We start from the raw sequence: 15054 nt of genomic DNA, 5'->3' as shown, positions 1-15054 counted from the left end.
GAATGTCCATTCCTGCGTAATGTGTAGTTGTATTCATAAGAGGACCTCCTGTTGGGTTGGTAGTGAATGTGGATTCTTACCAATCTACAGGTGTCCTCTTTCTAATGCATAATACCGGACAAACATCCCTCCTGCGCTAAATTGATAATCGGCCGATAGCTTATAGCGCAGGCCTGGCTACGGAGAACATAGCACCTGTTCTTGCCCGTAGTTAACCTTTCATTTGTAAACAATTTCAGTACGTTGGCGCCAGCACCTTAAGCGCGGGATTGTTATGTTTCTAAAACTAAATCCTAATTAAAGGAAAAAATGGATCAGTACTATCTGGAAGCCACACAAGAGTCGGGAAAAGTATTCTTCTCCCAAGATATACCTGAGGAGTTTTATATGCTAAATCTGCTACAATTTTGAGAGCTGGCCGATTATTCTGACTTCCCAAAACTAAACCCAACGGAATCAATTTCAGGGAAGAAAGGCTACCAGAGATATATAAAACATACTCTTCCTTTGCTTAATGCAATCGGCAGTGAAGTTGTATTTCAAGGGAGTCGCGGAACGTTCCTGATTGGACCGCAAGCAGAGCAATGGGATTGGATGCTTCTTGTTCGCCACAAATCACGTAAAGCGTTTATGGGTTTGGCTTCTAACAAAGAGTATCTGGCTGGGAAAGACCATCGAAATGCTGCACTACATGGCTCAAGGTTGCTGCCAATTGTGGAGGGTTCATACGCAACATAATCAGTGCTTCAGCGGGATGCCCCGTCACCTTTTTGGGCTTTTAGGCCCTTCGTTCGTTATTTAACTAATCAACCTTAATTCGTGTGCCGGTTATGCGTAATTTCGTTATTCTCCGGAATAAAAACATTAGAAAAATAAGTGCGATATTAATCAAGCCCTGACTATATTCATAAGTCAGGGCTTGATTATACAGCTTGCTCAAGCGTTTCAAATATTAGTCACGGCAGTCAATGAACTCAATTAGTGCTTCACTGGGCAGCTGTATTGCCAAAAGGAACAGTGAACGTTTTTAGCATTCCTTTTGATTGCGGATCGGGTACTTCTGCTATCCATGCATAATCACCGGGTACTAAGTTGACGTTGAAATATGCCGTGTTGCCACCCAGCATTTCCATAGCACCACCGATGAAAGTGGCTCCCTCCGGAGCTCGGTTTACGAGACCATCCATTTCAGTCCAGTCCATCCATATCCCCAATTCTTCAAGTAACTGCGAATCATAACCCTCATCAAAATATACAAGCTGTACATTATGGCCCAACAAGTGCTCATAACCGAAAGCTGGTTGCTCCCCGAAATGAATGGCGACAGTATGTGCTCCGGGACGCACTAGTTCTGGGTTCTCTATTCCTGATTGCGAAATCATTACGTCCATAGTGGCACGCGGTTCCCGTTCACCGGAAGCTTGACCCGTAACTGTAACCATTTCCAACATTCCGTTATAAGAATGGAATTCCCCATTTTCATCTCTTACATAACATTCTGCAATATAGACCCCCTCGGTGAGGTGCACTGTTGTCTCTGAGACCTGTCCTGGAGAGGTTATTCCCGGGCCCCCAACCGTTATTGCGTTTGGAAACCAAGGCGCGGAAGACAGCACTGCACCAAATAAATTATTCACAAAGACTCCAAACCCGATATCCCCATTTATGTAGGGGTTCCACTCCTCTTGAAAGGGTGCGGTAACAGTTTGGTACCAGTGATCTAATAACGTTTGATTTGCAGCCTCGGCAGCGTCTATCGCTCCCTGAGGTACCTCATATAGAAGGAAGAAATGATCAACATGAGTGGCATTCTTCAATCTAAATCGAGTCCAGCCTTCCGGCACTTCGTTTACATTCAGGTTGAATAGGTGTTCATCGGAATCATGGTCGTGTTCGGTGGTTATTTCAACCACGTTTGGCCCGCCTTTTACAACAAGTTTTGATTTCTGCTGGCTATTTTTATCCGCGTTAACTTTTTCTATATCAAAGGAAGAACTTTGAAAATCCGAGCAGGCGGAAAACATTAAGAATATTATTACTAGTGATACTGTATGTAACTGATAATAGAACCATTTAAAATGTTTCATAAGACCTCGTTTTTAGGTGAATAGATTTAGGTTCAGTATTACTATAAGGGAGCCCTCTTTGTTTAATCCGTTATTCCTCTTAGATTGCAACTAAGAAAGAAATTTATCCGGCAATGATATGATTAACTTTCGTATTCTCGGCTCCTTAACTATCCAAGAGGACAACAAGGAGCATGATCACTCGTTTTTGTATGGGCCAAAAAGATTAGCTCTTTTTACATATCTACTGCTTGCCCGCCCCCGCGGGTATCACAGAAGAGATAGGTTAATAGCTATTTTTTGGCCTGATATGGGCCAAAAAAATGCCAGGAATGCGCTCAGCAATCTTCTTTATAATATTCGGGATGCTTTGGGAAAGGAGATTATCATTAACAGGGGCATGGAAGAAATAGCTATAAATAGGGATCTGGTCTGGTGTGATGTAATAGAATTTGAGGAGGCAATGGACAAAGGTCAATTCCAAAAAGCTATTGACTTCTATAAGGGAGATATGCTTCAGGGATTACACGTAAAAAAAATTTCCAATCATTTTCAGGACTGGCTTGATAGAGAAAGAGCAAGACTCCGAAAGCGGGCGGCCGATGGATACATTTTACTTTCTGATGAATTAGAAGAGGAAGGTAACATCAGTTACGCAGTAGAGATGGCGGCAAAAGCTATACAGCTGATACCTTTGTCCCAGCAGCACCAGAGTAGCTATTTAAAACTTTTAGTACGCAATGGTCTAAATAGCAATGCTGTAAGAGCCTACGATGAGTATAAATTGCATCTGGAGAAAGAATTGGGAGTACAACCTCCCGATGACCTTCAGTTGCTTGCTAAAAACCTAAAGAAAGGATATTTCTCTAAACAGGCCCAAAATGAGCAAGATATAGCCCCAGAAAATCCCCAATCTTTCTCCCCTAATAAAAAATCAAAGGCAAGCTCTGCTGAAGAAAATACACGGGGAGCTAACAAAATTTCAGATCAACCGCCTGTTAAACCCACGAGTAAAAAAATGATATTTTGGCCTGCAGGGGCAATCGTTGCTGGTATCATCATTCTGTTAATAGGATTCTATACTTGGAGCTGGCAGCCAAACCAACAGTCCGCAGGCATAATCGGCGAAGGTCATACTATAGCGGTTTTGCCATTTACATATATTAATGCACCTGACAGCATTGATTATTTTAGCATCGGGATGACCGAAGAAATACTTACAAAGTTGGCGCGCGTGCCCGACTTGTCAGTGATCTCCCGAACTTCAGTAATGCAATACCTGGGTCAGCAAAAGGGTATTCGGGAAATTGCTCGTGAACTTGGAGTTAACGCAGTTGTTGAGGGAAGCGTGCAGAGAGCCGGAGACGATATCCGGATTACCGCTAAATTAATCAATGCCCGGTCCGGTCATAACTTATGGACGAAAAGCTACTACAGAAGAATGGAAAATATTCTTGCTGTGCAGAGTGAAGTTGCAACTCATATAGCGGATGAACTTGAGGCTGAATTGCTGCCTGTAGAACGACAGTATATTTCCGACCAAAGAGATGTAAATGAAATTGCATACCATCTTTATCTGAGGGGTAAATATTTGTTGGATATGAATGAACCCGGCAATATTGTTAGTGCCGTTGAGTATTTTGAAGAATCTATTAACATCGATTCAACATTTGCTCCAGCCTATTCTGAATTGGCACTAGCGATTCAACGCCTGGGGCGAATTTCCAGATTCAATAAAAATGTGACAGGAGTTGAAGGAATATCTATTGAAAATGCATCAAGATTAGCAATGGAAGCTTCTGAAAAGGCTCTTTCCCTGGATTCAACAATGGTTAATGCTTATCTGGTACAGGCCATTGCTTACGGGTATGTATACAGAAACTGGGAACAGAGTAAAAATTCATTCGAGCGGGCATTGGAGTTGAATCCCAGTCACAGTGAAACATTAGTTGAATATGGATGGCATCATTTGAGAATGGGCGATATTAATGAGGCCTTAATTAAAATGGAGAAAGCCGTAAGCGTTGACCCAGTATCCTGGGCGGCCCACCATGGTTTAGGATATACCTATTACTGTGATCGAAAATATGAAAATGCTATCACAGAACTGGAGACCTCGTTAAAACTTGGCAGCTTATATCCCAATACTAAAAAGTATTTGAGTACAGCCCGTTTAAAACGGAGCCAACAACTTTTTAACAAGGGTAGAGAAGAAGAGGCCATTGCATTAATTGAGAATGCAAGTACAATGCTTAATGAAATATGGGGACATAATACCGGTTGGAAAAAAACCATCATCTCTGCAGCAATGGGGCAAAGGGCTGAAACTCTTAAAAGCTTTAAAAATGATTCTTTACCTAACCCGCCACGACTTTACTCTTCATTAATGATTGGTGAAATAGAAGTTGCATTACAGCTTATAGACCAAAATCTAAGATTCAACCATCGCGTATTTATTGATCCCATATTTGATTCAATTCGCAGCGATGTACGATTTAAGAAACTTGTTGAAACGAAACTTGAACGGAAGTTTGACGTTCTGTAGATACTTTTTCAGGCAAAATATACATCCCTTATTTTAAAAGGAATTTTTGAAGAATATATTGTAAGCTACTATTTAAGTACCACTTATTTTCTCCATATTAACTAAAAGAAAATAATGGAAGCATAAACAGCGTATCAACTTGGCAGGTCTCCCTCCTGCGCTAAAGTGATATTCGGCTGAAGATTATAGCACTAGGCATGGCTTTGGAGGGCACGGCGTCTGTTCTGTTTTTTAGTTTTCCGTTCATTATTAATCAACTCAACATTCTTGCGCCTTCCGCTTAAACGCTGGGTCGTTATAGGGCTTACAGTTAAAAACAACGCAGTTCGTACAATAAATACTTTGATATACTCTCATTTCTACATTAATACTCATGGGTCTTATGAAGCAAACGCCTTAGAGTGGGTCTTCTCTGAGCCGTTGCAGCAAGACGTTATATAAGTTTTTATTTCGATGAGAACATGAATTTAAAATTATAAATGAAGCTAGCACGAGCTGAATTGTAAAATGCTAATGCTGGTGATCATTACATAAATTGAACTTGGACATGGATAAGTCTTGACTCATAATTGCCATTACTACTCTTCATTTCAGCATGTTCTAATAATGATGAGCCTGAATTCGATTTAATTATTGCCAACGTATTCCTGATTGATAGGACCGGAAAGGGTGTTCAATCGGGCGTGAACGTCTATGTAGAGGATGACACCATTGCAAGTAATTGACGAAATGAAATTAATCATTCCCATAGGGTGATTGACGGTTCTGGAAAATACTTGATTCCCGGCCTGTTTGATAGCCATTATCATCTGCAGGATGTTCCTAATGATACAGTGTTGAGTTCGCTATCACTGAAGCAACTTGAAACCACTGGAGAGATCACAACTCCCCACCTTTTTTTACTAGCCTTATGGGTAGCTGAAGAGAATCCGGCACCGAAATCCGCACTTGCATAGCTCCGACCGTTAAATAATTTCAAGTTTACTCATAAGGCACCCTATAATAACGGCATCAAGCGGATTGGTAAAAGCTTGATTATGGCCCTCTACATTGCGATTATCGTTTTGTCTGTTAAATTGGGTGCATAGTCTCCAAACTGCTAATGCGTAAGGTCGTTATACCTCACTCTGAAATAACCTCGGAAGAATTTGATTTGAAGTGATTGAAGAAGTCTGGAATAACTGTTAACGGATAGCTAGAGTGGGTATTGATAAGAATGCAGATTCCCACACCATCATCAGGAGAAAAAGCTATTTCGCTACGGTATCCGTTTACATATCCTCCGTGGTATACAATCTTCTGACCATGATTATCAAGAACTCTCCAACCCATTCCATAATGCGATTTGTTCACCCCATCCCAATACCTGCTAAATCGTCGATTATTGATGGTAGCTAACGGATCATAAATCTCTTCAAGTGTTTCTTCAGAAATAACATCAGGATAATGCCCTGTTAACAGAAGCAACCACCTGCCCATATCTGAGGCAGAAGCATTGATCCCGCCGGAAGAAACTGCATTGTAATATTTCTTTGAAATGGAAGTGGGAACGTGCCCCCGTGATCGGGAATAATACACATGAGGCAAAGCTGTATTTCCGGAAGATCGTATGCTGTCATAGCTTGCCGAGGAATGATCCATCGCTAATGGCTCGAACAGTTTTTCATCCAGCAGTGTGTTAAAATCGGCGTTGGTTTGGACTTCCAGCACTTTTTCTATCGTTGAATAGGCCGCATTCTGGTAGGCAAGTTGTTCACCTTCTTTTGCGATCAAAGGAACTTGTTCCAATCGTGGTATAATGCGGTTCAAGGAAAGTCCATCTTCCACCAAATTCGTATACGCATGGCGTGGTAAACCTGAGGTATGAGATAATAAATGCCTAATTTGAACCCGATCAGTCTGGTCCGGATTATTCAGCTTAAATTGTTCCACGTAATGGGATACAGGCATATTCCAGCTTACGACTCCTTCTTCTACAAATACTCCCGTCAGAACCGATGCGAAACCTTTAGATACACTTCCCAATCTAAATACGGTATGTTCATCTACTTCTTCTCCCTTCCCTTTCTCTTTTACACCAAAGCCTTTTTGTAATACAACCCGACCATCCTTTACGATGGCAACTGCTGCCCCGGGGATGAGATTGGCGTTTAGCCCTTCTTCAAAATTGTGTTCAAATTGTTCCAGGTAGAGAGCCAAGGATTCATCCATCACCCACACCTCGGGTTCAGGCTCTACAACTTCGGGCTCCGACTTGATATCGGTAAAGGCCAAATGAAACCCCAAAATAATAATCATTAGAAGAAATGCAGAGAAAATCCGAATCACAGAATATCGATGTGTGGCTTAAAATTGCTGTTCCTGTTGTTGGTACCAGTTATAACCAACAAATATTACAAACTAACTTCTATAAAACAGCACTGAGCTAAAATTTAGTTCGAATGTAACTTATTGTACAGAGTGAAAGTTAACATAATGATTATTCATATTGGCTTCCAATCGCAAATAAATCGGGATAAGTCTTAGAGAATGTGAAAAATACTTTACCTAGGCAACCTTGGCTGCAGGAATTCGCAAAAATATCAAAGAAATATACTCAAGTAGTTTGTTTAGAGGTGAATTTATGTGCTATTAAACTAACCACCAATATGAAGTTGGAAACGACCGCAGTGCCTGAAGTTTAGCCGAGTTTCAGAATTAGAGGCTGGAACCTCACAGTAACCAGATGATATTGTTCCCGATGAGATATAATCCGTGTATTAAGGGGACGGGCCTCCCACCTACAATCAGCCGAAGCTTAAGGCATGGCTTCGGAGGACAAGCGCCCTTTCTTTTCCGCCTGCCATTTATTAGTTAACCTTTTGTAAGTAATAGTAAACAATTTCAACAGAATGGCGCCTGCTCCTTAAGCACTGGGTCATTATCAACCAGTAACCGCGCAGGATATTGAGGAATATGATACATGTCCTGATGATCCCACCTATCAATTGATTCCAGGCTACCATCCGGCATTTGTAGACTTACAGATAGATGATATGGGACGACCATGGTTCAATTTAGGAGAGTTGGAAGACGATGTGAACACGTGGATAATTTTAGATGATGAGGGATTATTGGTTGCATCTGTTACATTGCCAAGCACATTCAATGTTCAGCAAATTCACGGGCAAAATATTTATGGGATTAATCAGAACGACATTGGCCAACAAACGATCATGGTTTATTCCGTATCTGTTTTAGATTGAATTGAAGGGATCTCTTTTTGAATTTTTACCTGTGATTGCCAACCTGCCATTCAAGGGAACGTACCGCCCCGAGAAGTTAGTATTCAGCATCCAACTTATCCATGAAGAAGGCCAATGGCAGGTAATCCGCGAAACAGCTTTCGTTCAGCCGATCAAATAGTCCTCAATTTTGACGTATTGATCAGCGTATAACCAACCTTTAAACTGACACACCTTGCTCTCCTACCCCAAGGTTTCGGTGAGCCGGCACTCCCAATTTCTGGCTTTTTTGCTTTCCGTTCGTTATTTATCATATCAACACAGAATCAAACAGCGCCTTCCTGATGTTGTAGTTTCGAAATAGTACGGACGGCACACCGGTCCGCGTTGGGCTTTTTTAATACACCCACAGACAGCAGACATAAATTTGAATGAAACCACCATTATGACCATGAGTATGCTGAACCGCCTTATATTACCTGTCAAAATATTGTGTATTCTGCTCATGTCCGTGATTTGTCTGCCAGCTGGCTACGGCTATAGCCAAACGGTGGTCGTTGATGCATCCGACTTTCTCGATCGCCTGCAGCACGATCATTATATCACCGACGCCGATCGGCTTGATCTTTCCTGGGTATTCAATAATACCGGACTCTATATCGGCTCCCGGTCTCAGTATGTCATTGATGTGGATATCCCCGAAGAGGGAACTTGGCATCTTTTCGCCCGCACTCACGGGAACGAGGAGAGTTATATGAGAATTGCTGTGGATAACAAGCTTAGTGACGGACTCGTGGGGAATGCCCCCATGGACGTGGTCCATAACGGGACGTTTGAGCTGCAAAAGGGCACGGTTCCGGTTCGGCTAATGCAAATAGATGACGGACCCGTTTTTGATGTTCTTGTGCTGACAAAAAACAAAGATTTTACGGAAAAGGATCTGTCAAAACATGAATTTCACCCGGATGTGAAGTTATTAAAAGATTACGACATCCCGGAAGCCAGCTCTGTCAAGTTTGGTGATCTGACAGGGAACGGGCAAACCGATTTCCTTCTGCTCACGCCGGACTATTCCGCCATCGGATTTAATAACAAGGGGGAGCAGCTTTGGGCGTGGGAGTCACCGGAGGAGTATAGCGACCGGCGGGCTAGTTTCGAGGCGCCGGGTCTAGTATGGGACTTGGACCGGGATGGAGCTTCAGAGGCAATTTTTTGGTATTATGAAAATGGAACCGAATGGCTGGTAGCAGCCGATGGGGAGACGGGAGAAATCATACATCAAGCGGAATGGCCCACAGCCCCGCTGCCTCATGCCTATAATAATTTTCGCTTAGCCGTCGGCAACCTTGATGGCGGCTACCCGGATAATGTTATCGTGTATACCGATCATGGCGGCCAAAGTAATGTATCGGCCTACAGCAGCGAGCTGGAACGGATCTGGAAGCACAAGGAAGATAAACAGAAAGATCACCTGGGCCATTATGTCTATCCACGTGACTTTACAGGTGACGGGAAAGATGAAGTGGCGGTCGGTTCTATGCTTCTAAGTCCTGAAGGAGAGGAGATATGGAACCGGTTTGACCTGTTTTACAACAACCGTGATCATGTGGACAGCTACCGGTTTGACGACCTGAACGGAGATGGCGTTGACGAGATGATTGCGGCCCACAGTGAAGTCGGGGCATTGGTTTACGATTCCCGAAACGGAGATATCCTCTGGCAAAATACGGCCGAACATACCCAGCAGGTTGAAACCGGGAACTACCTTCAAGGTGTTGAAGGCCCGCAGGTGGCTTTTGGCGCGCGGACCTACGGAAACCGGTCAGCCGGTGAGCATTATCTTTGGGCCCAGGTGCAGTGGTATACCCCGGACGGTGAGCTGGTTAAACTGTGGCCTGAAAAGCCGATCAACGGGAATCCTGTTTTTGTGAAAGGAGACTGGGATGGTGACGGACAGGAGGACCTGTTCTGGCACAAATTCAAAATGCAGGATGATGGCAGCGGCACCCTTTATTTTGGGGATATGGTTTATCATATGTTTGACTTTACGGGGAATGGCGCTGATGAGGTCATCACTCTGGGTGATGGCAGACTTCGCATTTACGGTCATCGCGATCCGTCCACTTCAGAAGACAGGAAGTTCGACCCGGACTATATAAAGAATCGCATCGCCAACCATACGCATTATTGATCGGATAAATGCTTATTAACTATGCTGGATATATTATTTTACACCAATCCCTTGAAATGCAATATGAAGAAAAGATCTGTTGATTCTTTTTTGCCTTGTCCCCCCCCTCCCACAAAAGGCTAACTCGTACAGGCAAGTGGTCCTCGCTCTTTGCGCTTCTTATACATCAGATTGTTAGCCATACTTAACGCCTTCCCCAAAATCATTTAAATTAATTTTGTAAGAATACTGTAATTTAAATTGTTATATGTATAGGCTATTTGCAATTTACACAGGAAAAAAGAGGCTGGATCCTATAATATAAATTTTAATCCTATGAGTAAGCACGAATCAATAAATTATGTAGAATTTCCTTCTAATAATTTATCAGCTACAAAAGAGTTCTTTAAAAAGGTATTTGGATGGTCCTTTGAAGATTATGGCCCTGAGTATACTGCCTTTGCAGATGCGGGATTAGAAGGGGGCTTTTTTAAGGCTGATCAAAAAAGCAGCACGGAAAATGGGGCTGCTCTGATTATATTTTACAGTAATGATTTGGAAGCTACCCAGGCTAAAATTCAGGAAGCGGGTGGAAAGATCATAAAACCAATCTTTTCATTTCCCGGAGGACGCAGGTTTCATTTCACAGAACCAAGTGGTAATGAATTGGCTGTTTGGTCAGATCAGTAGCGGCCAAACTGAACAGCCAAGTAAATAAATTATGCCTCGCGTTAGCTATCGGTTTCGATTTGTTCAGTTTTAGAGTACATTAAAATAAACTAACCACTATTCTACCCTTATGTTAGGCCCAAATTACATTGCACTTGCCGGGGATTTGTTTGAAGCTTCGTCTATAATCCGAAAATAGATTTTGTGGCGAGGAAGGGATATTATGTATTCTGTTTTTAGCATAGATATGGACCTATAAACCAATGACTGGCATATTGAAACCATTCTATATTACCGTTCTGTTTACTTTTATCTCATTACAGGCCTATTCACAACCTGATTTTGCTTTCATACAAAATGATTGGATTTCATCAGTCAACAAGGGAGAGTCATTTCAACAACTGCTATTTCCTAAAGGATACCTGTTATATTTTAATGGGAATCCTACCTTCTCAAGCCAAGAGAATCCTGTGGATGATTTTGGGATTGACGGGGAACTGGCTGACTATCAGCAAATAAAACAATTCGAGCATGATCAATTTCGATTTCTTACGCTGGCAGACGTTTCGCTGGATCAAAAGGTGTGTTCATTGCTAACGGGCTGGAGGAAGACAGAAACCAAGTGGAGTAAAGAGATCGATATTTTGCTTGCTCAAACTTCTGACTCCAATGTTTCAGATTCTGCTAAACAGCAATTGAACAACGAGAGAAAAGAATGGATTGAATTTGCTAATAGGCATGACCCGGCGGAACATATCCGTACTTCTTATACAAAAGATGCGGTGTATTTTAGCAATGGAATGCGCTCAGACGGCCATTCGGGGATTACGGAACGCTATGCATACATGAAAAACCCGAATTACCAGGTTGATCTCGAAGTAGCGTACCTGCGACAGACTTCGGATACCCAAATTATTGAAGTCGGCCGCTATTTTACTGGCAAAGTACATCGTGGAAGCGGCGGCATTTACGTAATTTTATGGCAAAAGCAGGCTGAAGACTGGCAGATCGGGATGGATTTTAATTTTTGACGGGTTAATTTGATATATGTATTACGATTGTATCATTAACCTAAGGAAGAAGCTTCTTTTCGGAAAATACTTCCCCCCTCTTGCTCCTCTGCGCTTTAAGTCTCAAAGCTCCGGTGAGCAGGGCCTGCCTACTTAACTTCTGGCTTTTTGTCTTCTCGTTTATTATTTAGCAAAATCAACATTTATGCGTGTGTCCCTTATGCATCATTACCGTTAAGTGTTTTCAACTAGATCAGGAAATAAATTTGTTTTTCCTTGCTAGACCTGTTTAAGCCTATACCTGTTTATATAAAGCTATTCTCTGATAGAATAGAAATAACCAGATTAGACAATGGAGAAACTATATCAAGGAATGCTTCTAAAAAATTTTCAAATTCCAGACTGGTACTTGCCCATTTTGAGAATGCGCAAATGTTGCTAAGATCAATGTTAAGCAAATGGGCAGCAAAGATATTAATATTTCAGAGAGGATTTAATGTCGTGAATCAGCAAATTGAAAAAATGGATGACGGTCTTTCAGAGATTGAAAGACATGCGTTAACCGAAATTGCTGAATATTCTGGGGCAAAAAATGTACATGCAATTGGACATGCAAGAAAATTAACCAATGAAAAAGCCCGAAGTTTATTAAGTAAAAGCAAAAACACTTAAACAAGTACTTCAAAGATGTTTTGTCAATGTCTTATCAAACCACCGTCTCTTTATTATACCGGTTCCTATACTCCACGGGTGTTAGACTCGTAATTTCTTTAAATACCCTGCGAAACGCACTAGCATCGGAATAGCCCACCTCATACATTACTTCCGTAACCGTTTTACTGTCTACCTCCAGTTGTTTTTTAGCTGCTTCTACTTTTACCCGTTGTATATATTCAAACGGAGTATTTCCCGTGGCATTGATAAATCTTCGGTCAAATTGCCGTCGGCTGACCGCAAATTGGGAGGCCAGTTGCTTGACTGATATTTTTTCATCTACATTACTTTCAATATGGGCTTGCGCCTGTTGGATTATTTCATCCCCGTGCATCTTTTGCCCTTTAAATATGACAAATGCCGACTGGCTTTGCCTGTCCATTTCTATCTGAAATACTTTGGAACATAAAATAGCTGTTTGCCGGTCATAATATTTCTCAACAAGATAAATCATCAGGTTCAGGAAAGAGTAAGCCCCGCCATTTGTATAAATACCATATTCATCTGTAATCAATTTATCCGTTTGTAAATCCACTTCGGGAAACATCTTTTCGAAATTGTCCGCAACAGACCAGTGGGTAGAGCAGCTTTTTCCATCCAGCAACCCTGTAGATGCAAGTATAAATGCACCGGTGCATATGCTTGCCACTTCAGCTCCGTTTTTATACTGTTTGGCAATCCAGTTAATTAACTCTTCGTTTCCCTTTACCGCTTTTTGATAATTATGATTCAGCGAGGGAATAATGATGAGATTGGTTTTGGATATAGACGATATGTTGGTCTGTGGCTTCACGGAAAACAAGTCGCCATAGAAATCCACTTCTTTTGAGGTGCCGGCTAATTCGATTTCAAATAATGATCTTTTACCGCTTTTCTCCCAAAGCTTATTAGCTCTTGTAAATATATTGTAAGGACCTACAATGCTTTCCAGGTTATTTTGTCCCTCAGGAACGATGATAGTAAGGTGATTCATAATGTTTTCTTATTAAGGTAGAAACTTAAGGATGTCTAAATCAACCCACTATAAAGTCTATTTTACCCACTGGCAAAGTAGTCTTTAGACTGTTTACTTGTTGTATGAGCGTTAAAACATTGAGCGGTCGACTGCATATAATCATACAGGCACCAGCAAAAAATCTTTACTAAAAATTAAAGTACATGCAAAAACAGATTTTACTTCAAATGGTAGAACAGAGCCGAAAAGACTGTTTTAGAATCTTAGAAGACATAAATACGGATAACGTCGATTTCCGTTTAACGGAAGAAACTGCATCAGTCGGTTTCATTTATAGACATATTGGTGAAGCAACTAATTTAATGGCGCAATTCTTTGGGTATGAAACAGACGTTGAAGGAACAACGATGGGGCAAACAGATACAGGAAAAGATTATGACCTTGAAACAAGTCGTATGCTTGTTGAAGATGGTTACACTAAGCTTGAGAAGTTGGTAAATGAAACATCAGAGAATGAATGGCTTGAGGAAATAGAGACTACTTGGTTTGGGAAGCTTTCACGAATTAACCTTTTGGCAATCACCCTCTATCACAATTCCCATCACTGCGGACAAATAGCATCGGCTATCGTGAAGGGAAAGAAGCATTGAAAACTATTCCGTATTTCTCACAAATATTTATGGTGTATTGTTGTAACCTCATGATATAGATTAAACTTATAACAAAGTTTGCGATCAAAAAATAATAACAGTGTAACATACTGTGAACTTTGCCCATCAGCGGCGTTGAAGGTAAAAGTAGCGTGCTCAACGTACCAAGGTACGTTTCCGCTACTATTTTTCCTTCGCCTTGCTGAAGAACAAATTTCTTGATGAGAAATCCGGGCTACCTGCATTGAAATACCAAATCATTCGAAAACCTGACTGAAATGGAAAACTCCGATTTTGTTGTCATGACAACTGCTGAAGCCAAACCCGGAGAAGAAAAGATTGCTCAACAAGCCTTGCGTGATGTCGCCGATGCAGCACGCAAGCAGTCCGGCTGCATTGAGTATCGTGTATTTCGCTCCGCAGAGAATCCTGCCGTAACGGTTAACGTCGAGCAGTGGATCTCAAAAGACGAACGCGACGCGTTTCTAGCGGGCGCAGATGTGGAGAAGTTCGTTTCGGCCGTATCCGGCGCGTTCGTTGAATCACCGCAACCAGAGACGTATGAAATACTGGACGAAGCGTAATACTATGGCCAAAGAGAGCATGAACCTCTCTATTCCCCGGGATCTATTTATGATCCCCGTCAGTAGAGGATAACCCATAATCGTTTTTTAGTTGGTATGCCCTGTACTTCTAGCTACGGTGCGAGGGTAGTTAGAAGTACACTCGGTATGTTCCGGTAAGTACAGTGCGAATGGAGTAGTAAGTACATTCGGTATGTACTTAGAACTCCATGAGGTAGGAAGTAATATGCCCCTTCCGGAAATTTTGAAAAAGCTGTTTTTTGTTGCTCCGTTCTGTTAGCACTTCTCTTAGCAACAATAGCCTTCGCATCGCACGATCGAAAATGACCTCTTTGTCTATTATGCAGGGAACGCCTAACTATGACATATAAAGATCTATCGGAATAGGAAAGCTAGGCTTTGACAAAGTAAAGGCCCTTCTCCTCAGAGACCCTTTCAGGATTTCCTATGTTAAAATATGATTTTAC

At 41.8% G+C, this 15054-nt stretch carries 12 protein-coding genes; 9 read left to right on the top strand and 3 right to left on the bottom strand.

The window, feature by feature from the left end:
• Positions 1 to 986: 986 nt before the first annotated feature.
• Complete coding sequence (locus ABEB05_RS13555) at positions 987 to 2087, bottom strand: hypothetical protein (protein ID WP_265790946.1); 1101 nt, start codon at positions 2085 to 2087, stop codon at positions 987 to 989.
• A gap of 118 nt (positions 2088 to 2205) precedes the next feature.
• On the opposite strand from ABEB05_RS13555, the gene ABEB05_RS13550 reads away from it, so the two are divergent.
• Entirely contained in the window at positions 2206 to 4611 is a 2406-nt protein-coding gene (locus tag ABEB05_RS13550) for a BTAD domain-containing putative transcriptional regulator (protein WP_265790944.1), read from the top strand.
• A 1122-nt stretch (positions 4612 to 5733) separates the two neighbouring features.
• Here the strand turns inward: ABEB05_RS13550 and ABEB05_RS13545 are convergent.
• The gene (locus tag ABEB05_RS13545) at positions 5734 to 6909 is read right to left on the bottom strand and encodes a serine hydrolase domain-containing protein (RefSeq protein ID WP_345694295.1); all 1176 of its coding nucleotides are present in this window, start codon (positions 6907 to 6909) and stop codon (positions 5734 to 5736) included.
• Between the two features lie 737 nt (positions 6910 to 7646).
• Between ABEB05_RS13545 and ABEB05_RS13540 the strand changes: the two genes are divergently transcribed.
• The 6 genes from ABEB05_RS13540 (at position 7647) to ABEB05_RS13515 (ending at position 12356) form a co-directional block, all read left to right on the top strand.
• Positions 7647 to 7856 (top strand): hypothetical protein, encoded by a 210-nt coding sequence (locus tag ABEB05_RS13540; RefSeq protein WP_265790941.1) that lies wholly within the window; start codon positions 7647 to 7649, stop codon positions 7854 to 7856.
• Position 7857: 1 nt separating this feature from the next.
• Entirely contained in the window at positions 7858 to 8016 is a 159-nt protein-coding gene (locus ABEB05_RS13535; protein WP_265790939.1) for a hypothetical protein, read from the top strand.
• 324 nt (positions 8017 to 8340) lie between these two features.
• A complete protein-coding gene (locus ABEB05_RS13530; RefSeq protein WP_265790937.1) occupies positions 8341 to 10026 on the top strand; it encodes a hypothetical protein in 1686 nt (561 codons plus the stop codon).
• Positions 10027 to 10341: 315 nt separating this feature from the next.
• Positions 10342 to 10695, top strand: a complete 354-nt coding sequence (locus ABEB05_RS13525) for a VOC family protein (protein WP_265790935.1) — start codon at positions 10342 to 10344, stop codon at positions 10693 to 10695.
• Positions 10696 to 10949: 254 nt separating this feature from the next.
• On the top strand, positions 10950 to 11705 hold the full coding sequence (locus ABEB05_RS13520; protein WP_265790933.1) for a hypothetical protein: 756 nt from the start codon (positions 10950 to 10952) through the stop codon (positions 11703 to 11705).
• Between the two features lie 255 nt (positions 11706 to 11960).
• Positions 11961 to 12356, top strand: a complete 396-nt coding sequence (locus tag ABEB05_RS13515) for a hypothetical protein (RefSeq protein ID WP_265790931.1) — start codon at positions 11961 to 11963, stop codon at positions 12354 to 12356.
• A gap of 34 nt (positions 12357 to 12390) precedes the next feature.
• Here the strand turns inward: ABEB05_RS13515 and ABEB05_RS13510 are convergent, their stop codons facing one another.
• Positions 12391 to 13371 (bottom strand): GlxA family transcriptional regulator, encoded by a 981-nt coding sequence (locus tag ABEB05_RS13510; RefSeq protein WP_265790929.1) that lies wholly within the window; start codon positions 13369 to 13371, stop codon positions 12391 to 12393.
• A gap of 185 nt (positions 13372 to 13556) precedes the next feature.
• Between ABEB05_RS13510 and ABEB05_RS13505 the strand changes: the two genes are divergently transcribed.
• Entirely contained in the window at positions 13557 to 14003 is a 447-nt protein-coding gene (locus ABEB05_RS13505) for a DinB family protein (protein WP_265790927.1), read from the top strand.
• Positions 14004 to 14281: 278 nt separating this feature from the next.
• Entirely contained in the window at positions 14282 to 14587 is a 306-nt protein-coding gene (locus ABEB05_RS13500; protein WP_265790925.1) for a putative quinol monooxygenase, read from the top strand.
• Positions 14588 to 15054: the final 467 nt, after the last annotated feature.

This window comes from Fodinibius salicampi (assembly GCF_039545095.1).
GTDB lineage: Bacteria > Bacteroidota > Rhodothermia > Balneolales > Balneolaceae > Fodinibius > Fodinibius salicampi.
Note: the sequence above shows the minus strand (reverse complement) of the source record. Positions and strands in the feature narration are given on the sequence as shown.

Excerpts from the sequence above, each read along its gene's own strand:
- ABEB05_RS13510 (WP_265790929.1), bottom strand. The coding sequence starts at position 13,371 with ATGAATCACCTTACTATCATCGTTCCTGAGGGACAAAATAACCTGGAA.
- ABEB05_RS13530 (WP_265790937.1), top strand. The coding sequence starts at position 8,341 with ATGTCCGTGATTTGTCTGCCAGCTGGCTACGGCTATAGCCAAACGGTG.
- ABEB05_RS13550 (WP_265790944.1), top strand. The coding sequence starts at position 2,206 with ATGATTAACTTTCGTATTCTCGGCTCCTTAACTATCCAAGAGGACAAC.
- ABEB05_RS13525 (WP_265790935.1), top strand. The coding sequence starts at position 10,342 with ATGAGTAAGCACGAATCAATAAATTATGTAGAATTTCCTTCTAATAAT.
- ABEB05_RS13555 (WP_265790946.1), bottom strand. The coding sequence starts at position 2,087 with ATGAAACATTTTAAATGGTTCTATTATCAGTTACATACAGTATCACTA.
- ABEB05_RS13545 (WP_345694295.1), bottom strand. The coding sequence starts at position 6,909 with ATGATTATTATTTTGGGGTTTCATTTGGCCTTTACCGATATCAAGTCG.
- ABEB05_RS13500 (WP_265790925.1), top strand. The coding sequence starts at position 14,282 with ATGGAAAACTCCGATTTTGTTGTCATGACAACTGCTGAAGCCAAACCC.
- ABEB05_RS13540 (WP_265790941.1), top strand. The coding sequence starts at position 7,647 with ATGGGACGACCATGGTTCAATTTAGGAGAGTTGGAAGACGATGTGAAC.
- ABEB05_RS13505 (WP_265790927.1), top strand. The coding sequence starts at position 13,557 with ATGCAAAAACAGATTTTACTTCAAATGGTAGAACAGAGCCGAAAAGAC.